Source organism: Actinoplanes nipponensis (assembly GCF_016862275.1).
GTDB lineage: Bacteria > Actinomycetota > Actinomycetes > Mycobacteriales > Micromonosporaceae > Actinoplanes > Actinoplanes nipponensis.
On sequence record NZ_BOMQ01000027.1, the window covers coordinates 1 to 25,314 of the forward strand.

24 protein-coding genes are annotated in these 25,314 nt (G+C 72.9%); 6 read left to right on the forward strand and 18 right to left on the reverse strand.

What is annotated here, in order from left to right; genetic code table 11:
• Positions 1–312 precede the first annotated feature (312 nt).
• Positions 313–1,767, forward strand: a complete 1,455-nt coding sequence (locus Ani05nite_RS11750) for an OmpA family protein (protein WP_203767848.1) — start codon at positions 313–315, stop codon at positions 1,765–1,767.
• A 453-nt stretch (positions 1,768–2,220) separates the two neighbouring features.
• Here the strand turns inward: Ani05nite_RS11750 and Ani05nite_RS11760 are convergent, their stop codons facing one another.
• From Ani05nite_RS11760 to iolC, 11 genes are all read right to left on the reverse strand, one after another.
• Positions 2,221–3,081: a sugar phosphate isomerase/epimerase family protein gene (locus Ani05nite_RS11760; protein WP_203767850.1), complete on the reverse strand. Its 861-nt coding sequence runs from the start codon at positions 3,079–3,081 to the stop codon at positions 2,221–2,223.
• Positions 3,078–4,106 (reverse strand): Gfo/Idh/MocA family oxidoreductase, encoded by a 1,029-nt coding sequence (locus tag Ani05nite_RS11765; protein WP_203767852.1) that lies wholly within the window; start codon positions 4,104–4,106, stop codon positions 3,078–3,080. Before Ani05nite_RS11765 ends, Ani05nite_RS11760 begins: the two co-directional genes overlap by 4 nt.
• Positions 4,103–4,918: an ATP-binding cassette domain-containing protein gene (locus Ani05nite_RS11770; RefSeq protein WP_203767854.1), complete on the reverse strand. Its 816-nt coding sequence runs from the start codon at positions 4,916–4,918 to the stop codon at positions 4,103–4,105. The genes Ani05nite_RS11765 and Ani05nite_RS11770 overlap by 4 nt, the downstream gene beginning before the upstream one ends.
• 90 nt (positions 4,919–5,008) lie before the next feature.
• A complete protein-coding gene (locus tag Ani05nite_RS11775) occupies positions 5,009–6,076 on the reverse strand; it encodes an ABC transporter permease (RefSeq protein WP_203767856.1) in 1,068 nt (355 codons plus the stop codon).
• A gap of 66 nt (positions 6,077–6,142) precedes the next feature.
• Positions 6,143–7,138 carry a sugar ABC transporter substrate-binding protein gene (locus tag Ani05nite_RS11780; protein ID WP_203767858.1) on the reverse strand — a complete coding sequence of 332 codons (996 nt, stop codon included), beginning with the start codon at positions 7,136–7,138 and terminating at the stop codon, positions 6,143–6,145.
• Between the two features lie 35 nt (positions 7,139–7,173).
• Positions 7,174–8,073: a sugar phosphate isomerase/epimerase family protein gene (locus Ani05nite_RS11785; protein ID WP_203767860.1), complete on the reverse strand. Its 900-nt coding sequence runs from the start codon at positions 8,071–8,073 to the stop codon at positions 7,174–7,176.
• A gap of 10 nt (positions 8,074–8,083) precedes the next feature.
• Positions 8,084–9,580 (reverse strand): CoA-acylating methylmalonate-semialdehyde dehydrogenase, encoded by a 1,497-nt coding sequence (locus tag Ani05nite_RS11790; protein WP_203767862.1) that lies wholly within the window; start codon positions 9,578–9,580, stop codon positions 8,084–8,086.
• Between the two features lie 13 nt (positions 9,581–9,593).
• Positions 9,594–11,447, reverse strand: coding sequence for a 3D-(3,5/4)-trihydroxycyclohexane-1,2-dione acylhydrolase (decyclizing) (iolD, locus tag Ani05nite_RS11795; protein WP_203767864.1), 1,854 nt, complete (start codon positions 11,445–11,447; stop codon positions 9,594–9,596).
• Entirely contained in the window at positions 11,444–12,319 is an 876-nt protein-coding gene (gene iolB / locus Ani05nite_RS11800) for a 5-deoxy-glucuronate isomerase (RefSeq protein WP_203767866.1), read from the reverse strand. The genes iolD and iolB overlap by 4 nt, the downstream gene beginning before the upstream one ends.
• Positions 12,316–13,185 (reverse strand): Cgl0159 family (beta/alpha)8-fold protein, encoded by an 870-nt coding sequence (locus Ani05nite_RS11805; RefSeq protein ID WP_203767868.1) that lies wholly within the window; start codon positions 13,183–13,185, stop codon positions 12,316–12,318. Before Ani05nite_RS11805 ends, iolB begins: the two co-directional genes overlap by 4 nt.
• Complete coding sequence (gene iolC, locus Ani05nite_RS11810; protein ID WP_203767870.1) at positions 13,178–14,128, reverse strand: 5-dehydro-2-deoxygluconokinase; 951 nt, start codon at positions 14,126–14,128, stop codon at positions 13,178–13,180. The genes Ani05nite_RS11805 and iolC overlap by 8 nt, the downstream gene beginning before the upstream one ends.
• A gap of 173 nt (positions 14,129–14,301) precedes the next feature.
• On the opposite strand from iolC, the gene Ani05nite_RS11815 reads away from it, so the two are divergent.
• Complete coding sequence (locus Ani05nite_RS11815; RefSeq protein WP_203767872.1) at positions 14,302–15,066, forward strand: GntR family transcriptional regulator; 765 nt, start codon at positions 14,302–14,304, stop codon at positions 15,064–15,066.
• Positions 15,067–15,080: 14 nt separating this feature from the next.
• Here Ani05nite_RS11815 and Ani05nite_RS11820 read toward each other — a convergent pair whose 3' ends face one another.
• The 6 genes from Ani05nite_RS11820 to Ani05nite_RS11845 form a co-directional block, all read right to left on the reverse strand.
• Positions 15,081–15,908 (reverse strand): aminoglycoside phosphotransferase/kinase family protein, encoded by an 828-nt coding sequence (locus tag Ani05nite_RS11820; RefSeq protein ID WP_203767874.1) that lies wholly within the window; start codon positions 15,906–15,908, stop codon positions 15,081–15,083.
• A 41-nt stretch (positions 15,909–15,949) separates the two neighbouring features.
• Positions 15,950–16,579, reverse strand: coding sequence for a hypothetical protein (locus Ani05nite_RS11825; RefSeq protein WP_239129707.1), 630 nt, complete (start codon positions 16,577–16,579; stop codon positions 15,950–15,952).
• Positions 16,580–16,588: 9 nt separating this feature from the next.
• A complete protein-coding gene (locus Ani05nite_RS11830) occupies positions 16,589–17,320 on the reverse strand; it encodes a class I SAM-dependent methyltransferase (protein WP_203767876.1) in 732 nt (243 codons plus the stop codon).
• Positions 17,321–17,396: 76 nt separating this feature from the next.
• Positions 17,397–17,984: a GNAT family N-acetyltransferase gene (locus Ani05nite_RS11835; RefSeq protein ID WP_203767878.1), complete on the reverse strand. Its 588-nt coding sequence runs from the start codon at positions 17,982–17,984 to the stop codon at positions 17,397–17,399.
• Positions 17,981–19,480 (reverse strand): APC family permease, encoded by a 1,500-nt coding sequence (locus Ani05nite_RS11840; protein ID WP_203767880.1) that lies wholly within the window; start codon positions 19,478–19,480, stop codon positions 17,981–17,983. Before Ani05nite_RS11840 ends, Ani05nite_RS11835 begins: the two co-directional genes overlap by 4 nt.
• Before the next feature lie 26 nt (positions 19,481–19,506).
• Entirely contained in the window at positions 19,507–20,154 is a 648-nt protein-coding gene (locus Ani05nite_RS11845) for a GOLPH3/VPS74 family protein (protein ID WP_239129710.1), read from the reverse strand.
• 337 nt (positions 20,155–20,491) lie between these two features.
• Here Ani05nite_RS11845 and Ani05nite_RS11850 point away from each other — a divergent pair, with 337 nt between their 5' ends.
• From Ani05nite_RS11850 to Ani05nite_RS11865, 4 genes are all read left to right on the forward strand, one after another.
• Positions 20,492–21,760 (forward strand): DUF1800 domain-containing protein, encoded by a 1,269-nt coding sequence (locus Ani05nite_RS11850; protein ID WP_203767882.1) that lies wholly within the window; start codon positions 20,492–20,494, stop codon positions 21,758–21,760.
• A 13-nt stretch (positions 21,761–21,773) separates the two neighbouring features.
• Positions 21,774–22,997 (forward strand): DUF1501 domain-containing protein, encoded by a 1,224-nt coding sequence (locus Ani05nite_RS11855; RefSeq protein WP_203767883.1) that lies wholly within the window; start codon positions 21,774–21,776, stop codon positions 22,995–22,997.
• 62 nt (positions 22,998–23,059) lie between these two features.
• Positions 23,060–23,830, forward strand: a complete 771-nt coding sequence (locus tag Ani05nite_RS11860; protein ID WP_239129712.1) for a dioxygenase family protein — start codon at positions 23,060–23,062, stop codon at positions 23,828–23,830.
• Positions 23,831–23,938: 108 nt separating this feature from the next.
• Positions 23,939–24,937 carry a TerC/Alx family metal homeostasis membrane protein gene (locus Ani05nite_RS11865; protein ID WP_203767885.1) on the forward strand — a complete coding sequence of 333 codons (999 nt, stop codon included), beginning with the start codon at positions 23,939–23,941 and terminating at the stop codon, positions 24,935–24,937.
• Between the two features lie 74 nt (positions 24,938–25,011).
• Here the strand turns inward: Ani05nite_RS11865 and Ani05nite_RS11870 are convergent, their stop codons facing one another.
• Entirely contained in the window at positions 25,012–25,257 is a 246-nt protein-coding gene (locus Ani05nite_RS11870) for a hypothetical protein (RefSeq protein WP_203767886.1), read from the reverse strand.
• Between the last annotated feature and the right edge of the window lie 57 nt (positions 25,258–25,314).

Sequence of the window (25,314 nt, forward strand, 5' to 3'; positions counted from 1 at the left end):
CCGGAGCGGGCCGGACAGGGTGGACCGGAAGGAGGAGCGGTCGGGCCGGATCTTGCGCACGTGGGTCGCCGTGGCGCGGCCGTCTAGGGTAAGGCGCGGGTCACCCTCGTCACGGGAGGTCAGGTGCGGCGCTCACTCGCCTTGGTCGCAGCCGGAGCGATCGCTGTTCTCGTCGCGGCCTGCAGCGACGACGCGGGCATCCCCGGGGGCGCGGCTTCCACATCCGCTGCGCCGGTCATGTCGTCCACGTCTGCGACCGGCGCGAGCAGCCCGCCCGCCCGGACCGTTCGGGCCGCCGGGGATGTTCTGCAGATGAGCGTCGGGCCGCTGGTCCGCTCCGGTGACGCCGTCGTCCTCACTGTGCAGACGCGGCTGGACCAGTCCGCCACGGGCGGCGCCCGAGTGCTCAGTCAGCACTTCTCGTCGCTGCTGACCACCTCGTTCGATGCCGTCCGGCTCGTCGACGAGAACGGGCGGCGGGTCTACGTCGTCTCCCGGCAACGCGACGGCAGTGGCTGCGTCTGCACCGGCACCGTGCGGTTCGAGGTCGGCGAGACCCGGCCGCTGCAGGCCGTCTTCGGCGGGGTTCCCGCCGGCGTGCAGCGGCTGTCGGTGATGCTGCCGTACGCCGGGGTCTTCACCGATGTGCCGATCGTCGACGGGGTGGTGCCGGCGCCACCCGCCGAGCGCACCAAGACCGGGCAGGTGCAACAGCCGCTCGACCCCGCGTCGGCCGCGCCGGCGTTCACCGCCGCCCTGGATTCGTACACCGAGCGGCTGGACGTGGCGGTGCGGACCCGACGGTCCGCCGAGCGGGTCGACATCAGCCTGGACACCGACGTCCTGTTCCGGCTCGACAGCGCCGAGCTCACGCCGGGCGCCGGCCGGTCCATCGCCGCGGCGGTCGCCGACCTGCGCGCCGCCGGTCCCGTGCCGCTGACCGTCACCGGCCACACCGACAGCACCGGGACCACCGCGCACAACAAGACGCTCTCCCGGAAGCGGGCCGAAGCGGTGACCGCGGCGCTGCGCACGGCGCTACCGGACGGCGAGTGGCCCAAGACCGTCGTGGCCGAGGGCGAGAGCAAGCCCGCCGTGCCGAACGACTCGGACGCCCATCGCGCCCTCAACCGCCGGGTCGCCATCACCTACCGGGCGCGGACCCAGAACCCGGTGACCGCGACCCCCACCGCGACCTTGGCGACCGCGCCCGCGACCCCGCTCACCGCGACCCAGGCCGCCGCCACCGCAACCCGGACCGCCGCGAATCCGTCGACCGGGGCTACGGCGCCGGCCCCGGCCGCGCTGCCGAAGACCAAAGGCAAACAGGGCCGGGCTCCGGACGGGGTCGAGGTGGCGATGCCACTCAACCGGGGCACCATCCGCTTCGTGCCCGGCCCGGTCACGGTACGGGGGCCGTACCTGCTGATCCCCCTCACGGCGCGCAACGTGGGCGACAAACCGGCGACCATCCTGGACTTCCTGGGCCAGGGCGTGTTCACGGTTCGCGACGAGTTCGACCCCTACGCCCGGTACGGCACCGCGGGCGTCCGCCTCCTGCAGGGTGACACCGCCGCCTACGGGCTCGACTACGAGTCCGCCCCCGGGGCCCACCGCTGCCTCTGCGACCGGATCCTCACCAAGGCCATCCCCGTGGGCGGCGAGCAGCTTCTCTCCCTGTGGTTCCCGGCGCCGCCCGTCGGCACCGGCGCCGTCACCCTCGACGTCCCCGACCGGATGAGGATCACCGACATCCCCCTCCCGTGACACCGCCTCACCCGGCACGGGGCGAGCCGTCACCGGCCCGGCGACCCTGCTCGGTGCCGAGGCCGCGCGTCGCGGAAGCCCGCAACGCCGGCAAGCCCGCAACGCCGGCAAGCCGGAAACGCCAGCAAGGCCGGAAAGCGCGGGAAGGCCAGGAAGGCCGGCAAACCCGGCAAGCCCGGGAAGGCCGCGATGGCGAGGAAGGCCGGCAAGTCCGGGAGGGCCGGCAAGTCCGGGAAGGCCGGCAAGTCCGGGAAGGCCGGCAAGGCCGGCAAGGCCGGCAAGGCCGGCCCGACGCGGCCAGCGACAACCGCTCCCTTCGGAAGATGCCGTCCCTTTCCGAGAAGAGAGCAAACGCCACCCCACCCGGACAAGGAACAGAGGCCGTCGCCCCCCCAACTAGGCGAGAACAGCCTCTGCCCGACATAAGCTGCCGCGACGGCTATGTAGACCCCCTCACAGGCCGTACTTGGCCGCGTACCGGTTGACCTGCTCCAGGTTGAACCGCCCGCTCTCCGCCGCCCGCTCCTCCCAAGCGAACACGCACACCGTCGCGATCCCCTCGAAGTTCACCTCCGCCAGCGTGCGGAAGAACAGCTCCCAGTCGACCTCGCCCTGCCCGATGTCCAGGTGCTGGTGCACCCGCACCGTCGAGCCCGGCGGGTTCACGATGTAGCGCAGTCCCGACGAGCCGCGGTGGTCGAACGAGTCCGCGATGTGCACCTGGGTCAGCAGCGGGCCGGCGTGCCGCACCACCGCCGCCAGGTCGCCGCCCTGGTGGAACGTGTGCGGGGCGCAGTACAGGAAGCTCACCAGCGGCGAGTTGATGCCCTTGACCAGGTTCACCCCGGCGATCCCGTCCTCGACGAAGTCGTCCGGGTGCGGTTCCAGGACCAGCCGCACGCCCTCGCGTTCGAAGATCGGCAGCAGTTCCTCCAGTGAGCGCCAGAACTGGGCCTCGCTGGCCGCCGCGGCTTCCGGGCGGCCGTTGAACTCCGAGTTCATCACGTCCACGCCGAGGTCCACCGTGATCTCGATGGCCCGCTTCCAGTAGCGGACCGCCGCCTGGCGTTCGTCCTCGTCCGGCCCCGACCACTTGTACAGCGGCAGCACCGAGGCCACCGACACCTCCGCCGCGGCCAGTTCCCGCTTGAACGCGGCCACGTCCGCCGACGACGCCCGCGGGTGCAGGAAGAACGGCAGGAAGTCGTCGCGGGGTGACAGCTCGATGTGGCGGTAGCCCAGGTCCGCCACCACGCGCGGCAGCGAGAGCAGCGGCACGGTGCGCAACATGTACGGGTCCAGCGCGATCCTCACGGCAGCACCGCCACGGTCCCGTAGAGGGCGGGCCGGGGCGCCAGGTCCACCGGCACCCGTTCCCCCGTGCGCAGCGCCGCCACGCCCGCGTCCGACACCACCGCCGCCGCGTAGCCGTCCCACGCGTTCGGGCCGACCGGGGCGCCGCCGCCGGCCAGCGAGTCGATCCACTCCTGGATCTCCACGTCGTACGCGCCCAGGAACCGTTCCCGCCAGTCCACCGGCACCGGCGTCGAGCGTTGCCGCGCGGTGCGGACCACGACGGGGCTGAGTTCGCCCAGCGCCGCCGTGCCGTCCTCGCCCACGACCTCGCCGCGGATGTCGTAGCCGTACCGGATGTTGACCGAGATCTCCACGTCCACCAACGCGCCGCCGGCCATCTCCAGGATCAGCAGCAGCGGGTCCTGCAGCGGGCCGCCGTTGCGGCTGCGGCGCGGGATCAGCACCCGCGCCGCCGAGATCTCCTCGCCGAACATCCAGCGCACCATGTCGATCTCGTGCACCGCGGTGTCGGTGATGGCGCTCTCCTTCTCGTAGAAGGACGGCACGCTGGCGTTGCGGTGCGCGCAGTGCATCATCAGCGGCGTGCCGATGGCGCCGCTGTCGACCACCTGCTTGAGCGCCCGGTACGCCGCGTCGTACCGGCGCATGTAGCCGACCTGCACCAGCCGGCGGCCGGCCGCCACCTCCGCCCGCACGATCCGCAGGCAGGCGTCCTGCGTGGTGGCCAGCGGCTTCTCGCAGAAGACCGGCTTGCCGGCGGCGATCGACGCGAGCACGTACTGCTCGTGGGTGGGTCCCCACGAGCAGACGACGACCGCGTCGACCGCCGGATCGGCGATGAGGTCCTCGCCGGTGGCGTGCAGGGTGGCGCCGGGCAGGCCCTCGGCCACCTTCTTGGCGGTGTCCACGTCGACGTCGGTGACGGCGGTGACCGCCACCCCGGCCAGCACCGTGGTCATCCGCCGGATGTGGTCGCGGCCGATCATCCCGGTGCCGATGACCCCGACCCGCAGCACGCTCATCGGCCGAGCTCGTGGGAGAGTTCGGTCAGTTCGTCGCCGCCGGCCATCTGGGTGGTCAGTTCGTCCAGGCCGACCTCGGAACGGTTCTTGTCCAGCACCGTGCCGCCGAGCTTGAGGATGATGAAGTGGTCGCCCACCAGGTAGGCGTGGTGCGGGTTGTGGGTGATGAACACGACGCCCAGCCCGGCGTCGCGGGCCGCCGCCGTGTACTTGAGCACCACCCCCGACTGCTTGACGCCCAGCGCGGCGGTCGGCTCGTCGAGGATCAGCACCCGGGCGCCGAAGTAGACGGCCCGGGCGATCGCGACGCACTGGCGCTGGCCGCCGGAGAGCGTGCCGATCGGCTGGTTGATGTCCTTGACGACGATGCCCATCTTGCGGAGCTCCTCGTCGGCGATCCGCTTCATGTCCCTGATCTTCATGCCGGCCAGCGGGAACCTGCCCGCGGTCAGCTCCGAGCCGAGGAAGAAGTTGCGCCAGACCTCCATCAGCGAGACCACGGCGAGGTCCTGGTACACGGTGGCGATCCCGTGGTCCAGGGCCTCCCGCGGGGACGCGAAGGTCAGCTCCTTGCCGTCGACCTTGAGGCTGCCCTCGTTGTGCGGGTGCAGCCCGGACATGATCTTGATCAGGGTGGACTTGCCGGCGCCGTTGTCGCCGAGCACGCAGGTGACCTCGCCCGCGTTCACCCGCAGATTGATGCCGCGCAGGGCCCGGATGGCCCCGTAGCTCTTGCCGATGCCGGTCATCTCGATGAGCGGCTCGCCCTTGCGCAGGTGCGAGTCGGCGTGCTGGGCCAGGGTGTCGGTCATGACTGAACCTCCTTCGACAAGCCCTCGTGGCCCTCGCCGACCAGGCCACGGCGCACGGCACCCCGGTGCCGCTCGGTGCAGTCGGTCATGTCATCCCACCTTCCGTGCGGTGGACATCCGCTTGACGTACAGGTTGACCAGCACGGCGAGCAGCAGCATGACGCCGAGGAAGGCCTTGAACCAGTTCGGGTCCCAGCCGGCGTAGACGATGCCGAGGCTGGTCATGCCGAAGATGAACGCGCCGATGGCGACGCCGATCGCGTTGCCGTACCCGCCGGTGAGCAGGGTGCCGCCGACGACCGCGGCGATGATGTAGAGGAACTCGTTGCCGACGCCGTTGCCGGCCTGCAGGGTGTTGAACCGGTACAGCGTGTGCATGCCGACGAACCACCCCAGGAACGACACCGTCATGAACAGGCCGATCTTGGTGCGGATCAGCGGCACGCCGACCGCGCGGGCGCTGTCCGGGTTGCCGCCGACCGCGTAGATCCAGTTGCCGGTGCGGGTGCGCTGCAGGATCCAGGCCGCCAGGGCGACGAACAGCAGCCACCAGATGACGGTGATCCACACGGTGACCGGGCCGACCTTGAAGCTGGACGCGAAGATCTTCTGCAGCGAGCTGAAGCCGTCGATCTGGCTGATGTCGGTGCTGGACACCGAGCCGGTGACCAGCTTGGTGACGCCGAGGTTGGCCCCCTGCAGCACGAAGAACGTGCCCAGCGTGATGAGGAAGCTGGGGATGCCGGTCCGCATCACCAGGAACCCGTTGACGAAGCCGATGAACAGGCAGAACGCCAGCGAGACGACGGCGCCCACCCACAGGTTCATCCCGACGTACCAGCAAAGCATGGAGTTGACCAGGCCGGCGGTGGTGGTGATGACGCCGGCGGAGAGGTCGAACTCGCCGCCGATCATGAGCATGCCGACGCCGACCGCGACGATGCCGATCGTGGACGACTGGTAGAGGACGGTGAAGAAGGACTCGCCCGACCGGAACGCCGGGGCGGAGACCAGGAAGAAGATGAAGATCAGGACCGCCGCGACGAGCGCGCCGACCTCGGGCCGGGCCAGCAGGCGGTTGGACAGGCCGAGGCTGACCCGGTTGGACGCCTCGGAGGGCGCCGCGGTGGACGGAGGGGATGTCTGGACGTTGGTCATGACTGTGCTCCGATGACAGTGCCGGGAGAGGTCCCGTCGCGACCCGGGAACTCCCCCGGAGAGCGGCTACCGGGTGTTGGTCTTGGTGAACGGCAGGATCTTGTCGATGTTCGACTTGTCCACGAAGGACGGCCCGGTGAGCACCGGCTTGCCGCCGCCCATGTCGTTGCCGTTCTTCAGGTTCAGGTAGAGCGCGCTGACGGCCAGGTAGCCCTGCACGTACGGCTGCTGGTCGATGGAGAACTCCACCTTGCCGTCCTGGATGCGCTGGGCGACCTCGGCGTTGAGGTCGAACGTGATCAGCTTGGCCTTGCTGGCCGCGGCGTCCATCGCCTTGAGCGCGTCGACCGCGATCGGCGCCCCCAGGGTGACGATGTAGTCGATGGACTTGTCCTGCGACAGCTTCGCCTGCAGCGTGGACACCACGGAGGAGTCGTCGGCCCCGTTCACCTGGAGGTTCTCCGTGCCGGGCACCGCGCTCTTGACGCCGGCGCAGCGGGCCTCCAGGGCCACCGAGCCGGCCGCCTGGATCACGCACAGCGGGTGCTTGGCGCCGGCCTCGCCGATCCGCTTGCCGGCGGTGGAGCCGGCCAGGTTCTCGTCGGAGCCGAAGTACATCAGGGCGCCGAGCCGCTGGTACTGGTCGATGCCGGAGTTGAAGCCGACCACCGGGATCTTCGCGTCGGTGGCCGCCTTCACCGAGCCGGCCAGCGCGTCCGGGGTGACCAGGGTGGTGGCGATGCCGCTCACCTTGGAGTCGACCGCGTTCTGGATGAGCACGGCCTGCTTGGACGCGTCCGGGTCGTTGGAGTACTTGAGCGTGACGCCCTCGTCCTTGGCGGCCTGCTGGGCGCCGGACTTGATCTTGTCCCAGAAGGTGTCACCGGGGGTCTCGTGCGTGATCATCGCGATCGTGTAGCCGGAGCTGCCGGCGGCGTTGCCGCCCCCGCCGGAGTTGTCGTTGGTGGCCTGCCGTCCGCCCTCGCTGCAGGCGGTCAGGCCGAGGGCGGCCACCGCCGCCAGGGCCAGCAGGCGCGCACCACGGATGCGACTCAGCGTCATGAGTTTCCTTCCTTCACACACGGGTGGAGCGGCCGTCACAGGCCGACGGAGGTCAGATAGGCACGGGTACGGGTGGCGATCGGCAGGGGCACGTCGAAGTCGACCGGGTACATGTCCTGCTCGACGACGACGAACAGGTCGGCGTCCAGTTCGCCGAGGGCCTCGAGCACCGACGGGATGTCGGGCCGGCCCGCCGGCGGCTCGACGCTGGCGCCCAGCGCGACGGCCCGGCCGAAGGCCATGTCCTCGCGCGCGGCCCGCTCGGCGATCGCCGGGTCCATCTGCTTGATGTGCACGTAGCCGATCCGCTCGGGGTACTTGCGGATGACGGCCGGGACGTCGGCCCCCCGGTAGGCGAGGTGGCCGGTGTCGAGGCAGAGCGAGACGTACCGCGGGTCGGTCTCCTCCAGGAAGCGCTCGGTCTGCGCCTGGGTCTCCACGTGGTAGTCGGCGTGCGGGTGGAACTGCATGGTCAGGCCGTACTCCTCGGCCAGCATCCGGCCGAGCGTGTTGCTGTTGTCGATCAGCGCCCGCCACCGTTCCGGGCTCAGCTCGGCCGGCTCGTGGTAGGCGCCGGTGACGTCGTCGCGGTAGCCGGGCACCGGGACGAAGATGAGGTGCCTGGCGCCGAGCGCCGCGGTGAGCGCGGCGACCTTGCGGGTCTCCGCCAGCACGGCGTCGAAGTCCTTGTGCGGGCCGCCGGCCCCGGCGACGGTGCCGCCGGCACAGGTCAGCTCCCGCCGGTCGAGCTCGTCGCGCAGCTGCGCGGGGTCGGTGGGCAGATAGCCGTACGGGCCCAGCTCGAGCCAGCGGTAGCCGGCGCCGGCCAGCTCGTCGAGGAACCGCTGCCACGGGGTCTGCCGGGGGTCGTCGGCGAACCAGACGCCCCACGAGTCGGGGCAGCTGCCCAGCCTCAGATTGCGGATCTTGTTCATGTGTCCGTCCTCAGCTCGCCGTCGGGAAGTGCATGCTGGCGCCGTGCGCGGCCTCGACGTGCGGCCAGCGGGAGGTCACGACCTTGCCGCGGGTGTAGAACGAGACGCCCTCGGGGCCGTGGATGTGCTTGTCGCCGAAGAGGGAGTCCTTCCAGCCGCCGAAGGAGTAGTAGGCCATCGGCACCGGGATGGGCACGTTGATGCCGATCATCCCGACCCGCACCCCGCGCTGGAACCGCCGGGCGGCCTCGCCGCTGCCGGTGAAGATGGCCGTGCCGTTGCCGTACGGGTTGGCGTTGATGATGTCGATCGCCGCGTCCACGGTGTCCGCGCGCACCACGGACAGCACCGGCCCGAAGATCTCCTCGGTGTAGACGTCCATGCCGGTGCGCACCTGGTCGATGACGGTGGGGCCGACGAAGAAGCCGTCCTCGTAGCCCGGCACCTTCAGCCCGCGGCCGTCGACGAGCAGCTGGGCGCCCTGCCGCTCGCCCGTACCGATCAGGCCCTCGATGCGGTCGCGGGCCGCGGCCGTGACCACCGGGCCCATCTCGCTCCTCGGGTCGCGGCCGGCGCCCACCACGACCTCGTGGGCCTTGCGGGTCAGGATGTCGCTCAGCGGGTCGCCCGCCCCGCCCACGGCGACCGCGGCGGAGATCGCCATGCAGCGCTCCCCGGCCGAGCCGAACGCCGCCGCGGTCAGGTGGTTCGCGGCGTACTCGAGGTCGGCGTCCGGCAGGATGATCGCGTGGTTCTTGGCGCCGCCGAGGGCCTGGACCCGCTTGCCGGTCGCGGACGCCTGCTGGTGGATGTAGCGGGCGATCGGCGTGGAGCCGACGAACGACACCGCGGCCACGTCGGGGTGCCGCAGCAGCGCGTCGACGGCCACCTTGTCGCCGTGCACCACGTTGAAGACGCCGTCCGGCAGCCCGGCCTGCCGCCACAGGTCGGCGACGAAGTTCGACGCCGACGGGTCGCGCTCGCTGGGCTTGAGCACGAACGTGTTGCCGCAGGCGATGGCGACCGGGTACATCCACATCGGCACCATCACCGGGAAGTTGAACGGGGTGATGCCGGCGCACACGCCCAGCGGCTCGCGGAAGCTGAACACGTCCACGCCGGTCGAGGCCTGGTCGGAGTACTCGCCCTTGAGCAGCTGCGGGATGCCGCAGGCGAACTCGATGACCTCCAGGCCGCGCTGCACCTCGCCGGCCGCGTCGCTGAGCACCTTGCCGTGCTCGTCGGAGACCAGCTCGGCCAGCGCCGGGACGTTGGCGTTCACGAGCTCGCGGAAGTTGAACATGATCTTGGTGCGGGCGCTCAGCGACGCCTGGCTCCAGGACGCGAAGGCCGTCCGGGCCGCCGCCACGGCCGCGTCCACGTCGGCGTCCTCGGCCAGCACGACCTCGTGCTGCTGCCGGCCGGTGGCCGGGTTGTAGACCGGGGCGCGGCGGGTGGCGGCGCCACCGGTGAGGCTGCCGCCGATCCAATGTTCGATGGTGGTCAAGGCACTGCCCTCTCTAGAGATACTGCCGCTGGCCGCGCTTGGCCGTTTCGTAGGCGGTCCGGGCCGCCCGGGTGCTGTCCAGCGCCGAGACCTCCGAGACGGGCACGTCCCACCAGCTCTCGCTGGACGGCACCGGGGACAGCGGGTCGGTCTCGATGTGCACGACCGTGAGCCGGTCGGCCTCGCGGGCCCGCTTGAGACCCTCGCTCAGGTCGGCGATCGTGCGGCAGCGGATGACGTTCGCGCCCAGGCTCTCGGCGTTGGCGGCCAGGTCGACCGGGAGCCGGTCGCCGTCGTAGTCGTCGTCCGCGCCGCGGAAGCGGTAGCTGGTGCCGAAGCGCTGTGAGCCGAGCGACTCCGACAGCGCGCCGATCGAGGCGAACCCGTGGTTCTGCACCAGGACCACGATCAGCTTGATGCCGTCGGCCACGGCGGTGACGAGCTCCTGCGCCATCATCAGGTACGAGCCGTCGCCGACCAGCGCGTACACCTCGCGGGAGGGGTCGGCCAGCTTGATGCCGAGCGCGCCGGCGATCTCGAAGCCCATGCAGGAGTAGCCGTACTCGACGTGGTACTGCTTCGGGTCCCGGGCGCGCCACAGCAGTTGCAGGTCACCGGGCATGCTGCCGGCCGCCTGCACGACCACGTCGCGCTCGCCGCAGGCGTCGTTGACCGCGCCGATCACCTCGCTCTGGGCGGGCAGCGGGCCGTGCCCGAGGTGGTAGGCGTGGTCGACCTCCCGCTGCCAGGCCGCGACGTCCTCCCCGTAGGACAGGTCGGACCGGTACCCGTCGAGAGCGGGGGTGAGGGCAGCCAGTCCGGCCCGGGCGTCGGCGACGACGGACACCGCACTCTGCTTCGCCGCGTCGAAGCCCGCGACGTTGATGTTGACGAACCGGACGTCGGGCGCCGCGAAGGCGGTCCGGGAGGCGGTCGTGAAATCGCTGTAGCGGGTGCCGATGCCGATGATCACGTCGGCCTCGCGGGCCAGCCGGTTGGCCACCGGCGTGCCGGTCGAGCCCACTCCCCCGACCGCGTTCGGGTGGTCCCAGCTCAGCGCGCCCTTGCCGGCCTGGGTGTCGGCCACCGGGATGCCGGTGGCGCGGGCGAAGGCGTCCAGCTCGGCGGAGGCTTCCGCATAGATCACCCCGCCGCCGGCGATGATCAGCGGACGGCGGGCCGCACGGATCAGCTCGGCGGCGCGCTCGATCGCGGCCGGCTCGGGGACCGGGCGGGCCACGTGCCACACCCGCTTGGCGAACAGGGCGTCCGGGAAGTCGTACGCCTCGGCCTGCACGTCCTGCGGCAGGCAGACCGTCACCGCGCCGGTCTCCACCGGATCGGTCAGCACCCGCATCGCGCCCAGCAGGGCCGACGCGAGCTGCTCGGGCCGCCACACCCGGTCGAAGAAGCGCGACAGCGGCCGGAACGCGTCGTTGACCGACACGTCGTAGCCGCGCGGGTCCTCCAGCTCCTGCAGCACCGGCGCCGCGACCCGGGTGGCGAAGACGTCGCTGGGCAGCAGCAGCACCGGGATCCGGTTGACCGTGGCCAGCGCCGCGCCGGTGAGCATGTTGGTCGAGCCCGGCCCGATCGAGGCCGTGCAGGCCATCGCCGAGAGCCGGTTCCTCATCCGGGCGTAGCCGACCGCGGCGTGCACCATGGCCTGCTCGTTACGGGCCAGGTGGTAGGGCATCTGGGCGGAGTGGGTGCGCTGGGCCTGCAGCAGGGCCTGGCCGACCCCGGCGACGTTGCCGTGGCCGAAGATGCCGAAGCAGCCGGCGATCGCGCGCTGCTCGGCGCCGTCGCGCTCGGTCCACTGGTTGGCCAGGAACGTGACGACGGCCTGGGCGACGGTGAGTCTCACGGGCGCCTCCTCTCGGTTGCGGACGTCAGGGGCAGCCGGGGGTCCATCGCCTGGTCGTTCCAGGCGCCCCGGACCCAGGCGTGGGCCGGGTCGTCGGAGAACAGCCACCGGCGCTCCCCGGGGCCGGCCATGACGTTGAGGTAGTAGAGGTCGTAGCCGGGGGCGGCCATCGAGGGGCCGTGCCAGCCGTAGGGGATGAGCACGACGTCCCCGGTGCGCACCTCGGCGCAGATGTCGATCGGGCGGTCGGGGTGGCCGTACACGCGCTGGTAGCCGGCCCCGGCCGCGCCCGACGGCGAACCGGCGACCTCGAAGTAGTAGATCTCCTCCAGCGCGGTCTCGCCCTCGCCCGGCGCGTCGTGCTTGTGCGGCGGGTACGACGACCAGTTGCCGCCCGGGGTGAGCACCTCCACCGCGATCAGCCGGTCGGCGGCGAACGAGTCCGGCGTGCAGAAGTTGTTGACCTGACGGCTGGCCTGCCCGGCCCCCCGCAGCTCGACCGGCACGTCCTCGGCCGGGCCGTAGCGGAACGGCAGCCGTTGGTCCGCCCGCGCCGCCGGCAGGGCGAACCGGCCGCCGTTGGCCGCCCGCACGGTGACCGCGGCGTCGCGGGGCAGGTACGCGAAGTCGGTGACCCGGCTGAACACCGACCGCCGCCCGGTGAGGGTGACCCGTTCGTCGTCGCAGGTGACGTCGCAGCCGCCGGCGAGCGGCAGCACGATCATCTCCTCGTCGCCGGTGGTGAAGCTGACCCGGGCCCCCACGGCCAGCTCGACGATCCGCAGCCCGCTGAAGCCCCACCCCGCGCGGCCCGGGGTGATCACCGTCTCGAACGGCTTGCCGGCGGCGTCGCCGCGGCGCAGCAGCGTCATAGCAGGCTCACCGCCCGGTCGACCGCCCCCGCGACGTCCCCGCCGGGTGGGTAGAGCAGGCTGCGCCCGATGACCAGGCCCTGCACGGTGGGCTGGGCCAGGGCCTTGCCCCACTGCGCGTACGCGGCCTCGGCGTCCTCGGCGACCTCGCCGCCCAGGATCAGGGCGGGCAGCGTGGTCGCCGCCATGACCCGCTCCATCTCCGCGACCACGGGCACCTTCAGCCAGGTGTACGCCGAGGTGGTGCCCAGCCCGGCGGCGACCGTCATGGCCCGGATCATCGACTCGGCGCTGAGCTCGTTGCGCACCCGGCCGTCGACGCGGTGCGAGATGAACGGCTCGACCATCGCCATCAGCCCGTGCCCGGCCAGGTCGCCGACGGCCCGGCCGCAGCTCTCCAGCGTGGCCACCGTGCCGGGGTCGTCGGGGTCGATGCGCAACAGCATCTTGCCGCCGGCGAACCCGGCCGCGGCGAGGCTGTCGCCGTCGTACGCGGTGAACCGGTCGTCGATCTCGAAGCTGGTGCCGGCCAGCCCGCCGCGGTTCATCGACCCGATGACCACCTTGTCGTCGAGCGCGCCGAGCAGCAGCAGGTCCTCGAGGATGTCCGGGGTGCCCAGCACGCCGTTGACGCCCGGGCGTTCCAGCGCGGTGCAGAGGCGCCGCAGCAGCTCCGCGCGGTTGCCCATGGCCAGCGGGTCGGGCCCGGCGCGCAGCGCGCCGCGGGCGGGATGGTCGGCCGCGATGATCATCATGCGGCCGTGCGCGCCGCGCCAGCTCGCGGGCCGGCGGCGCGCGGCCGCGGCCCGGGCGACGGCCTCCGGGCGGTCGGCCCGGAGCGTGACCAGTTCGTGGACGTCAAGCACGGCCGGCCTCCTCGAGCAGCGTGCGCACCTCGGACTCGGTGGGCATGGCGTCCGCGCAGGCCAGCCGGGTGGTCACGATCGCGCCGGCGGCGTTGCAGAAACGCATCACGGCCTCCAGGTCCCACCCGGAGAGCAGGCCGTGGCACAGCGCGCCGCCGAACGCGTCGCCGGCGCCGAGGCCGTTGACCACCTCGATCGGCACGGGCGGCACCTGCACCTCCTCCTTGCCGTTGGAGGCGAGCACCCCGAGGGGCCCCTGTTTGACCACGGCCAGCTCGACGCCCGCCTCGTGCAGCGCCCGCGCCGCGGCGCGCGGCTCGCGGACGCCCACCGCGGTCTCGCACTCGTCGAGGTTGCCGACGGCGACGGTGACGTACGGCAGGGCCCGGCCGATCCACTCCCGGGCCTCCTGCCGCGACGACCAGAACATCGGCCGGTAGTCGAGGTCGAGCACCGTGATGCCGGCCCGGTCGCGCTCGCGCAGCGCGGCCAGCGTGGCCTCCCGCGACGGGGACTGGCACAGGCCGGTGCCGGTGACCCAGAAGACGTCGGCCGACCGGATCGCGGCCAGGTCCAGCTCGGACCCGGCGATCTGCAGGTCGGGGGCCGTCGGGAAGCGGTAGAAGTAGAGCGGGAAGTCGTCCGGCGGGAAGACCTCGCAGAAGGTGACCGGGGTGGGCAGGCCCGCGACCGGCGAGACGAAGCGGTCGTCCACCCCGAAGCCGCGCAGCGCGTCGTGGACGAACTCGCCGAACGGGTCGGCGCCGGTGCGGCTGATGACCGCGCTGCGGCGGCCGTAGCGGGCGGCGGCGACGGCCACGTTGGTCGGGCTGCCGCCGAGGAACTTGGCGAAGGTGCGGACCTCGCGCAGCGACACGCCGACCTGTTGCGGATACAGATCGACGCCGATGCGGCCCATGGTCAGAACTTCATCTGCGGGCATGCGTCCCCCTCGTGACAGTGGGATGGACGTGGTGAGCGGCGCCTGGCGTGTCGTGCCGGTGACGGCGCGAGGAAGATTCGGGTGCGGGAGAGCTCGGCTCGTTTCGATGTAATAACGTGGGGGCTTCCACGTCAATACTTTGTCATGACAAACTGAAAAACCAGGGGGGACTCATGGCAGCCGATCTTTCCTCAGCCCGCAGCCCGGTACGCCCGGTCGAGCTCGACCGGACCAGTCCCGTGCCCCTCTACTTCCAGGTGGCCAGCCGCCTGCAGGAGCTCATCGAGCAGGGCGAGATCGGCGTGGGCGCGCGCATCGAGAACGAGGTCGACCTGGCCGAGCGGCTCGGCGTCTCCCGCCCGACCACCCGCCGCGCGATCCAGTACCTGGTGGAGCGGGGCATGCTGGTGCGCAAGCGCGGGGTCGGCACCCAGGTCGTGCACCCCAAGGTGCGGCGCCCGGTCGAGCTGTCCAGCCTGTACGACGACCTGGTCAGCGCGGACCGCCGGCCCCGCACCGAGGTGCTGGACCTGCGCGTCGCGCCGGCCCCGGACGCGGTGGCGGAGGCCCTGGCGCTGGCCCCGGGCAGCGAGGTGACCTGGATCGAGCGGCTGCGCTACGCCGGCGACGAGCCGCTGGCGCTGATGCACAACGCGATCCCGGTGGACCTGATCCGGCTGGAGGCGGCCGACCTGGCCGCGTACGGGCTGTACGAGCTGCTGCGCCGGGCCGGCTTCGTGCCGCGCATCGCCACCCAGGTGATCGGGGCCCGCTCGGCGACCACGGCCGAGGCGCGCACCCTGCACGAGAAGCGCGGGGCGTCGCTGCTGACGATGACCCGGACGGCGTGGGACGCGGGCGGGCGGGCGCTGGAGTACGGGTCGCATCTGTACCGGGCCAGCCGGTACAGCTTCGAGCTCAACCTGTCGGCGGGCTGAGCCGGTCGCGCGCCTCAGGCCAGGGCCCGCCCGAGGAGATGGCGGTGGCGGGCGATCCAGGAGGCGCTGCGGGCCCGCCAGGTGATTCCCCAGAGGACGGGATAGCCGTCCGCGGCGACGGCGGCGGTGCTCTGCGCGGTGACACCGTGGGCGAGCGCCTCGGCCCGGGCGCTGTGCACGGCGACGTCCAGCAGACGCTCGGGGAAGCTCGCGCGCTGCGCCCGGGCGAGGCCGTAGCCGTCGACGATCGCCCGGGCCTGGCGAGCACGCGTCGCCGCGTCCGGCAGGCCGTGCAACGCGGCGATGTCGTCGTCGTGCAGCTGCGCGTTGAGCCAGGTCGCCGCGGCCAGCTCCCAGACGGGATCGACCGGCCCGGCGAACTCCCAGTCGATGAGCGCCCGGGGCGAGCCGCCGACGCCGACGATGTTCCACGGGCCCGGGTCGCAGTGCCCGTGGACCGTCCGCTCGCCGTCGAGCTCGCGCAGCCAGCTCGGCTGCCACTGCGCGCCGACGGGCGGCCGGAAGCCGGCCGTGGCGCTGTGCAACCGGCGGAGCAGCCGGCCGATCTCGGCGGCCGCCTCCGGCGACCACGCCCGCGGATGGGCGCTCCCGCCGGGAACGTAGGTGACCGCGAGCCGGCCGTCGGGCGCATACCCGTCGCCGACCACGCGCGGGGCGCCCTCGAAGCCCTCGTCCTCGAGGTGGCGCAGCAACGCGATGACCCCGGCGGCCCACGGACCGGCCTTCTTCAGCACCACACCGCCGGAGAGCGCGGCACCGGCCGTCCGCTCACCGCTGCCGTACGTGCTCAGGCGCGCCTCAAGACCGGGCTCGGCATCCACGCGCCCACCCTGCCAGCCGCACCGCGCGCGGGCCAGCCCTTTCAGCGGGGCTCGCCGTGCCAGCGCCACGAGGTCAGCCGGGCGCGGTCCGGCAGGGCGATGCGGCCCGTCGCCCACAGCAGCGCCGGCCACCGGTCGCCCGTGGCGGGCGCGCCGGGGAACAGCCGGTGCAGCACCCGCACGCAAAGCTCCTCCGGCGGCTCCCAGGGCAGCTCCAGCCCGGCCGCGACGTCGCGCATGTGGACCAGGGTCTCCACCACGCCCATGGCGGCGAAGCCCTCCGGGTCGGACGCGCCGTAGACGTGGTGGGCGCGTACGTCGGCCGGGGTGACCTCGACCATCGCGGCCAGCAGGGCGCCGCAGGACTCGAGCACCTGGATCAGGCCGGCCCGGCCGTCGGCGGGCACCGCGTAGATGGTCAGCGCGGGACCGCCCGGGCGGCGGTAGTCCCAGCCGAACGGCACCGGCCCCTCGACGGACGGCCGGCGCGGGCCGAGCTGGCCCGCATAGGCGAACAGGTCGTCGGCGATGTGCTCCACCGTCTCCCAGCAGTCCCAGTCGAGGTCGCCGGCCGGCACCCGCCAGTCGCGCGTCACCGCCGCCGTCAGCGTGTCGGCCGCGAGGCGCACGGCCTGCCGGACGTCGGCCGCGGTCACCGGGTCGGAGGGCATGGGACGATCCTAAGGGCGGCGGGCGACAGTGACGATCTCCCGGCTATGCGGGGTCAGCGGCCCGCCGTGCCAGTCGCCGTACTGCTCGTCGAGCCGGAAGCCGGCCTCGCGCAGCAGCCGGTTGAGCGCGTCCGGGCCGAGGAAGCGCAGCGCCTGGCTCCGCTCGTGCACGATGTCGCCCCGGACGCCGGTGACGGTCTCGGTGCAGGTCACGACGTCGTCCACGACGGACTCGACCCGGCGGGTGACCCGCAGCAGCCGGCCGTCGGCGGCCACCACGTCGACCGGGTGCTCGGGCGTCCAGCTCTCCCAGCCGCGGGCCAGCGGGTGCCGGGTCTCGAAGACGAACCGCCCGCCCTCGCGCAGCGCCGCCCGCACCCCGGCCAGGCCGGCCCGGATCTCGCCGTCGGCGACCAGGCACTGGAACGCGTGGCCGGCCATGACGGCCAGCTCGAACTCCTGCTCCCAGGGCATCCCGGCGGCGGCGCCGAGCACCCACTCGACGTCGGTGCGCCGCCGGGCGCGGCGCAGGTACACCGGGTCGGGGTCGATGCCGGCCAGCCGGCCGCGGTGGCCGGCTTCCCGCGCGTGGTGCAGCATCGCCCCCGTTCCGCAGCCCACGTCCAGCACCGCGCCGGCCGCCATGACGTGCCGGTGGTGGTACGCGTCGGCCGGGTGGTGCACCGGGTCCCAGGGGTTCACCAGGTCGTAGAGGGCGGCCACGTCGGCGTCGGAGAGCACAGCAGCAGCATCGCCGACACCGGGCCCGCGCGCCAGGCCGGGCGCCACCGCGAGGGTGGGCGCCCGGCCCGGCGGCTCAGGCCCGCCACATCCGGTAGAACGGCGTGTCGTCCGGCATCCGGATGTCGAACGGCATCATCTCGGTGTAGCCGTACCGGCGGTACAGCCGGATGTTGTCGTCGTTGGTCGCCTCCAGGTAGGCCGCCGTGCCGCCCAGGTCCTGGTGGGTGCTGTCCATCAGCGCGCCGCCCAGGCCGCGGGACTGGTGGTCCGGGTGCACCGCCAGGAACGCCAGGTGCCAGTGCGGGTCCACCGGGTGGTGCTTGTCGAACAGCTCGTCCAGGGCGTGGAAGTGCGGCAGCCACTCCCCCGCCAGCGCGGCGAGCCGGTCGTCGTAGTGCGGGATCTCCGGCATCTCGACCGTACGGTCGAACCACACGGCCGCCGCGGCCAGCCCGCCCGCCGGGTCGTCGATCACCTCGACCTTGCCGCACAGCGGCGCGTGCTCGGTGAGCATCGTGAAGAAGTCGCTCATCACCCGCAGCCGCGACTGCGGGTCCGGGACCAGGGAACGGTTCTGCTCCAGGTCGTCGAAGGACAGCGCGATGAGCGCGCCGACCGCGCCGAGCTCGGCCTCGGTGGCGGGGCGGATGACCGGGTTCACTGGTGTGCCTCCAGGGTGGTGGTGCGGGAGAAGCCGGTGCCGGCGCTGCGCGCGCCCAGGCCGATGCCCTCGTAGACCCGCGGCCGGGTGCGGCGCAGGATCAGCGCCCAGCCGGCGCCGGCCGCCGTCAGCACCGCGTAGGCCAGCGGCACAGCCCAGGTCGGGGTGGAGCCGGGCGCGACGCCGAACAGGACGGCGATGTTGGTCAGCGCCAGGTAGGTCACCACGATCAGCAGCAGCGTGCCGAGCACCGGCGCGCCGATGCGGTGCCAGGCGTCCTCGCCGTGCGGGTGGCGGCCGAAGTAGCCGAGCACCGCCCCGGAGGTCACCGTGATGAGCAGCAGCACGCCGATGCCGCCGGTGGTGCCGCCCCAGAAGAACAGCTGCACCAGCGGGTCCCAGCCGGCCAGCGCGTAGACCAGGATGGCGGTCAGGCCGAGCGCCGACTGGGCGAGCGAGCCGTTCTTGGGCGCGCCCGTGGCCGGCACGGTCCGGCCGAAGGCCCGCGGCAGCACGCCCTCGCGGCCCAGCGAGAAGGTGTACCGGGCGATGATGTTGTGGAACGAGATCATCGCGGCGATCAGCGACGTCAGGAACAGGGCGTGGCCCAGGTGCAGGGCGGTGCCGCCGAGCCGGTCGGACGCGAGGTTGAAGAACAGCTCGGGGCCCTCGGCGCCGGCGCGGGCGACCGGGTCGGCGCCGGCGGCGGAGATCATCGCCCAGGCGGAGAAGGCGTACAGCACGGCGATCAGCGCGACCGCGATGTAGGTGGCCCGCGGCACCGTGCGGCGCGGGTCACGGGACTCCTCGCTGAACACCACGGACTGCTCGAAGCCGACGAACCCGGTGACGGCCATGACCAGCAGCGCGCCCGCGCCCGTGCCGGCCAGGCTGCCCGGGTTCAGCGGGGCGGACGAGGCCGCGAAGTCCGGGGTGAGGATGTCGGCGAAGCTGAACACCACCACCAGCACGATCTCGGCGACCAGCAGGGTGGCCAGCACCTTGCCGTTGACCGCGACGTCGCGGACGCCGAGCACGGCGACCAGCGCCCAGGCGGCCAGCGCGATGCCCCACCACGGGAGCTCGACGCCGAACCAGTCGGCGATCAGCGGGGTGGCGATCGCGCCGAAGCCGCCGTACGAGGCGATCTGGAAGCTGTTGTAGGCCAGCAGGGCGACCCACGCGGCGCCCACGCCGAACGGGCGGCCGATGCCGCGGGCCACGTAGGCGTAGAAGGCGCCGGCGTTGGCGATGTGCCGGGCCATGGCGACGTAGCCGACCGAGAAGACGGCCAGCACGAGCGCGACGGCCAGGAACGCGATGGAGATGGCGGTGAGTCCGGTGACCGCGAGACCGGTCGGGACGACGCCCGCGACGACGGTCAGCGGCGCGGCGGCCGACATCACGAAGAACACGACGGCCGCGACGCCGAGCCGGTCGCGGGCCAGGGCGGTCGACAGCTGGCTGGGTCTGGCCGGGGTGGAGGTGCGGGACACGGGGGATCTCCCAACGGGACAGGGGGTCAGGCGCGGCGGGCCATGACGGCGTCGCCGACGGCGGCCTCTGCGTGGCCGACGAGATGGTGCAGCGGGGCCGGCAGCCGCCGGCGCAGCTGGTCGAACAGGTGGTCGCGCTCGCGGGCTTCGAGCGTGACGAGCACGTGCTGGTCGAGGCCGGTGGCCAGCACCAGCCCGGTCAGCACGAGATCGGGGCCGTCCAGCAGCTCGCCGCGGGTCGCCGCGATGCGGATCCGGGTGCCGGGCCAGGCGGCCAGGGCCGGGTCGGTGGGCACGAACCGCACTTTGGTGCCGAGCAGGCCGCGTTTCTCCTCCCGGCGGACCAGGCCGATGCGGGCGAGGCGGCGCTCCACGAGCTCGGTCGCCACCCCGGTGGCCAGGAAGGCGATCCAGTCGCGGATCTGGCGGTGGTGGCTCTCGCGCAGCAGCTGCTCCAGCACGGCCGAGGTGGCCGGCTCGGGGGTGGGCCGGTCGTCGAGCAGGGTGATCTGGTTGTCGGCCAGCTCCAGCCGGCGCCAGAAGACCAGCTCGCCGAGCAGCGCGGCGGCCAGGCCGAGACCGAGGGTGGCCGGGGTGAGCAGGCAGCGCCCGCGGGCGGAGTCGTGGGCCGCGAGATACAGGTCGTCGGCGAGCGGCAGCTGGGTGGTCGCCACTCGGTGGTCTCCTTCCCCTCGTACGCGGACACGGCCGAGCGACCGCGGGCCACGATGACGGGCGGTGAGGGCTTGCTGACCGAGGCAGGCGGCGGCGCCACGACCGGTTACGGTCAGCGGCGTCCGGGCAACACCGCGTAGCTTGCCAGCGGCCCGCGCGCCGCGCAATGTCCAGAGTGGCCGGATCCGAAATGCATCCTGTGTGAGGCCCCTGAGCTGCGGAGATACCGGGAACGAGATCGAGAAAGTTAACATCGTCTTCATCTGCGGCCGGCGCGAACGCACACCGAACGCCATCCTTACCGAACGCTTACCCGGCGGGCCTAGCCTCGCCGACATGACCGACCGGACCACGGTGTCCCATCTCCTGCGCAGGCTGACCTTCGGGCCGACGGCCGCCGAGGTCGACGCGGCCGAGCGCGCGGGCGCCGGCGCCACCCTCGACCGGGTGCTCGAACCGATCGGCCGCCCCGTCGAGCTGCCCGCCCTGCCGCCCGGCGGCGCGCCGCCCCGGGGCGCGAGCCGGGCGGAGAAGCAGCAGGCGCGCCAGGCGGCCCGCGCCCAGCTGACCGCCGCCACCCGCTGGTGGCTGACCCGGATGGCCACCGAGCCGGGCGCGGCCGAGAAGCTCACGTTCTTCTGGCACGGCCACTGGGCGACGTCGGCGCAGAAGGTCCGCTCCGCGCCGCTGATGCTGACCCAGCAGCAGACGTTGCGGCGCTACGGCGGCGGGCCGACCGGGCCGCTGGTGCGGGCGATGCTGCGCGATCCCGCGCTGATTCTCTGGCTCGACGGGCAGAAGAACACCCGCCGGGCCCCGAACGAGAACCTCGCCCGGGAGCTGATGGAGCTGTTCACCCTGGGCGTCGGCGCCTACGGCGAGGCGGACGTGAAGGCGGGCGCCCGCGTGCTCACCGGCTGGCAGGTGGACCGGGCGACCGGGCGCGCCGAGCTGGTCGCCCGCCGCCACGACGACGCGCCGGTGACGCTGCTGGGCAGCTCCGGCCGCTTCGACGTCGACTCCTACGCCGACCTGCTGGTGCGGCATCCCGCGCACGCGCCGTACCTGGCCGGGCGCCTCTGGTTCCGCTACGGCTCGGGCACGGCGGCGGGGCCGGACACCACGGCCCGGCTGGCCGCCGCGAGCCGTGGCGGAGCCGGCGCGATGCTGCGCGCGCTCGCCACCGACCCCGCGTTCGCGGCCACCGCCGGGCAGCTGGTGAAGCAGCCGGTCGAGTGGATGGTCGGCGCGGTCCGGCAACTGGGCGTGGATCCGGCGAAGCTGCCGGCGGCGGGGCTGCGCGCGCTGGGGCAGGTGCCGTTCCGGCCGCCGAGCGTGGGGGGCTGGCCGGCCGGACCGGCGTGGCTGACGACCTCGTCGACCCGGGCCCGGCTCACCTACGGCCAGGCGCTGGCCGCCCTGGCCGGCGCGGCGGTCGAGGACCTGGCCGCCGCCGCCCCCGGCGACCGGGTCGAGGCCCTGGCCCGGCTGCTCGTCGTCGACGCGTGGACCGGTCGGACCGCCGCCGTGCTGCGGGCAGCGGCCGGCGCGCCCCAGCGGCTGCTCGCGCTCGGCCTGGCCAGTCCCGAATACGCCGTCCACTGAGGAGACCACGAGCATGGACACGATCACCCGGCGCCGATTCCTGACCGCCAGCGGCGTCGTCGCGGCCGGCGCGCTCGCGGCCGGCGGCACCGCGTACGGCCTGCGCGACGTGCTGGCCACCGCGGGCCGGCGCGAGCCCGGCCGGATCCTGGTGCTGGTCACGCTCTACGGCGGCAACGACGGCCTCAACACCGTCATCCCGTACGCGGATCCGGCCTACGCCGCGGCCCGGCCCGGCCTCGCCTACGACGAGGGGCAGGTGCTCGCGCTGGCCGACGGCTTCGGGCTCAACCCCGGACTGAAGGGCCTGCACCACCTGTACGGCCGCCGGCGGCTCGCCGTCGTCCGCGGCGTCGGCTACCCGCGGCCGGACCGCAGCCACTTCCGTTCCATGGACATCTGGCAGACCGCCGCGCCCGAGCGCCCGGGCACCACCGGCTGGCTGGGCCGGTGGCTCGACACGGCGGGCCGGGACCCGCGCCTGGCGATCTCGTTCGAGCCGGTCCTGCCGCCGCTGCTGGCCGGCGCCACCTGCGCGGGGGCGACCGTGCCGGGCGGCGCGCTGACCCTGCCCCGGGGCGTCACGACGCCGGTCCTCGGCGGCTTCGGCGCCCCGGCCGCGGGTGAGTCGCCGGCGCAGGCGCGGGCGGCGGCCTGCTTCGCCGACCTGGTCCGGGTGCAGGGACTGCTGACCGAGGTCGGCGCGGGGGACGACGAGGACGGCGAGGACGCCGGCGGCGCGACCGCCACGGGCGGGCAGGCGCCCCCGCTGGACCGGCAGCTCGCGCTGGTGGCCCGCTGCGTCGAGGCGGGCGCCGCCACCCGCGTGTACTCGGTCTCGCTCGGGGGCTTCGATCTGCACGCCGACGAGAAGACCGCGCAGGAGGCGCTGCTGACCAAGCTGGACCGGCCGCTGGCCGCGTTCGCCGAGCGGATGGCCGGCAGCGAGGCCGGCCGTGACGTGGTGGTGGCGGTCTACTCGGAGTTCGGCCGCCGGGTGCGGGCGAACGCGTCGGACGGCACGGACCACGGCACGGCGTCCAACGTCCTGCTGCTGGGCGCCGGCATCCCGGGCGGCCTGTACGGCGAGCCGCCGAGCCTGACCGACCTGGACGACGGCGACCTGCGGCACACCGTCGACTTCCGCGACGTGTACGCCATGCTGCTGGCCGACGTGCTCGGCGCCGACCCGGAGCCGCTGCTCGACGGCTGGACCGGCCGCCTGACATTTAGTTGACGTTTCAACTAAATGGCCGTACGCTGGAGCCCAGTACTTGAAGCGTCAAGTCGGAGGCCCTCATGAGCGCCATGCCCGCCCTGTTCCTCAGCCACGGCGCCCCGCCGCTGGTCGACGACCCGACCTGGGTCGCCCAGCTGCGGGCGCTCACCGCCGGCCTGCCGCGTCCCACCGCGATCCTGATGGCCTCCGCGCACTGGGAGTCGGCGCCGCTGATGCTGGGCGCCACCGAGCAGGTGCCGCTGGTCTACGACTTCGGCGGCTTCCCCCGGCACTACTACGAGGTGCGGTACCCCGCGCCCGGCGCGCCCGAGCTGGCCGCCCGGATCGAGAAGCTGATGCCCGACGGCGAGACCGTCACCCGCACCGACCGCGGTCTCGACCACGGGGCGTACGTGCCGCTCACGGTCATGTACCCGGACGCCGACGTCCCGGTGCTGCAGATGTCGCTGCCCACCCTCGAACCCGGCCGGCTGCTGGAGCTCGGCCGCCGGCTGGCGCCGCTGCGCGACGAGGGCGTGCTGATCGTCGGCTCCGGCTTCACCACGCACGGGCTGCCGTTCCTGCGCGACTTCCGCCCCGCGGCGGCGGCGCCCGGCTGGTCCCGCGACTTCGACGCGTGGGCGGCCGAGACGCTGGCCCGCGGCGACGTCGACGAGCTGGCCGCCTTCCGCGAGCGGGCGCCCGGGATGCCGTACGCGCACCCGACCATCGAGCACTTCGCGCCGATGTTCCTGACGCTGGGCGCGTCCGGGAACCCGGAACAACGCCCGGAGCAGCCGATCGAGGGTTTCTGGATGGGCCTGTCCAAGCGGTCGTTCCAGGTCGCCTGAGCCCTCCCCGTTCCGGTGGCTCCCAGGATGTTCCCAGTCTGACCAGGGAATCTTGTGGGTACATTCCGTCAACACCCCCGCCCACCCACGCCCGGAGGTTCCTTCCCCATGCTGGAGGTCACCGCGCTCGGCTGGACGCTGACCATCGCGGTCATCGTCGCCCTGCTCGCCCTCGACCTGGCCCTCGGCGTGCTGCGCCCGCACGCCGTCGGTTTCCGCGAAGCCACCGCCTGGTCCGTCTTCTACATCGCCATCGCCATCGCGTTCGGGCTGGTGTTCGCCTCGGTCGCCGGCTGGGACTACGGCACCCAGTACTTCGCCGGCTACATCGTCGAGAAGAGCCTGTCGGTCGACAACCTCTTCGTCTTCGTGATCATCATGGGCACCTTCGCGGTCCCGGAGAAGTACCAGCAGGAGGTGCTGACCTTCGGCATCATCATCGCGCTGGTGCTGCGGGTCATCTTCATCGCGCTGGGCGCCACCCTGCTGTCGCTCTTCTCGTTCATGTTCCTGATCTTCGGGCTGATCCTCATCGTCACGGCGGTGCAGCTCTTCCGGCACCGCGACGAGGACCCCGACCCCGACAACGCCGTGGTGCGCGCGGCCAAGCGGGTCTTCCCGGTGACCAAGGACTTCGTCGGCGGCAGGATGTTCACCCGGATCGACGGCAAGCGGACCGCCACCCCGCTGTTCATCACGCTGATCGCGATCGGCAGCGCCGACCTGCTGTTCGCGCTCGACTCGATCCCGGCCGTGTTCGGCGTGACCGAGGAGGCGTTCATCGTCTTCGCGGCCAACGCGTTCGCCCTGCTCGGCCTGCGGGCGCTCTTCTTCCTCGTGAAGGGCCTGCTGGACCGGCTGGTCTACCTCTCCACCGGGCTGTCCATCATCCTGGCCTTCATCGGCGTCAAGCTGGTGCTGCACTGGGCGCACAAGGACATCAGCACGGGGGTGCCCGAGGTCAGCACGCCGGTCTCGCTGGGGGTCATCGTCGTGGTCCTGATCGTCACCACGGTGGCCAGCCTGATCAAGGTCCGCAAGGATCCCGACACGGTGGCGCACGCCGGCAGCCTGCGCGCCCGCGAGGACGTGCCCGCGGAGGACTGACCCGACGACGAAACGGCCCCGGCGACAGTGCCGGGGCCGTTCGCGTCCGGGTGCGGCACGGGCGCGGCGGGGCGTCAGGCGCGGAAGCCGCCGATGCCACTGCCGGCGCGCTGCCGCTCGTGGTCCTGCTGGTTGAGGATCTCGCGGATCTCCCGCGTCTCCTGGAGCGTGTGCCGGCCCAGGATCAGGTCGAGCTCGGCGCGCTCGGCCGGGGTCCGGAACGCCGCGAGCTCGGCGCCGAGCCGGCGCCGGGCGTTCCGCTCGGTGCGACGGTTCGCCAGGTTCACGCGGACGTCGCGCAGCTTGGTCTTGATGGGCATGATCCTTCTCCTCACGATGAGTGACGGCGAAAGCCTCGTCGCTTCCTGCTACAACCA

Bases quoted from the DNA above. Each gene is read 5' to 3' on its own strand.
- Ani05nite_RS11825 (WP_239129707.1), bottom strand. From the start codon at position 16,579: ATGCCCTCCGACCCGGTGACCGCGGCCGACGTCCGGCAGGCCGTGCGC.
- Ani05nite_RS11860 (WP_239129712.1), top strand. From the start codon at position 23,060: ATGAGCGCCATGCCCGCCCTGTTCCTCAGCCACGGCGCCCCGCCGCTG.
- Ani05nite_RS11780 (WP_203767858.1), bottom strand. From the start codon at position 7,138: ATGACGCTGAGTCGCATCCGTGGTGCGCGCCTGCTGGCCCTGGCGGCG.
- Ani05nite_RS11770 (WP_203767854.1), bottom strand. From the start codon at position 4,918: ATGACCGACACCCTGGCCCAGCACGCCGACTCGCACCTGCGCAAGGGC.
- Ani05nite_RS11750 (WP_203767848.1), top strand. From the start codon at position 313: ATGAGCGTCGGGCCGCTGGTCCGCTCCGGTGACGCCGTCGTCCTCACT.
- Ani05nite_RS11870 (WP_203767886.1), bottom strand. From the start codon at position 25,257: ATGCCCATCAAGACCAAGCTGCGCGACGTCCGCGTGAACCTGGCGAAC.
- Ani05nite_RS11775 (WP_203767856.1), bottom strand. From the start codon at position 6,076: ATGACCAACGTCCAGACATCCCCTCCGTCCACCGCGGCGCCCTCCGAG.
- iolB (WP_203767866.1), bottom strand. From the start codon at position 12,319: ATGACGCTGCTGCGCCGCGGCGACGCCGCCGGCAAGCCGTTCGAGACG.
- Ani05nite_RS11865 (WP_203767885.1), top strand. From the start codon at position 23,939: ATGCTGGAGGTCACCGCGCTCGGCTGGACGCTGACCATCGCGGTCATC.
- iolC (WP_203767870.1), bottom strand. From the start codon at position 14,128: ATGCCCGCAGATGAAGTTCTGACCATGGGCCGCATCGGCGTCGATCTG.
- Ani05nite_RS11815 (WP_203767872.1), top strand. From the start codon at position 14,302: ATGGCAGCCGATCTTTCCTCAGCCCGCAGCCCGGTACGCCCGGTCGAG.
- Ani05nite_RS11765 (WP_203767852.1), bottom strand. From the start codon at position 4,106: ATGAGCGTGCTGCGGGTCGGGGTCATCGGCACCGGGATGATCGGCCGC.
- Ani05nite_RS11785 (WP_203767860.1), bottom strand. From the start codon at position 8,073: ATGAACAAGATCCGCAATCTGAGGCTGGGCAGCTGCCCCGACTCGTGG.
- Ani05nite_RS11855 (WP_203767883.1), top strand. From the start codon at position 21,774: ATGGACACGATCACCCGGCGCCGATTCCTGACCGCCAGCGGCGTCGTC.
- Ani05nite_RS11850 (WP_203767882.1), top strand. From the start codon at position 20,492: ATGACCGACCGGACCACGGTGTCCCATCTCCTGCGCAGGCTGACCTTC.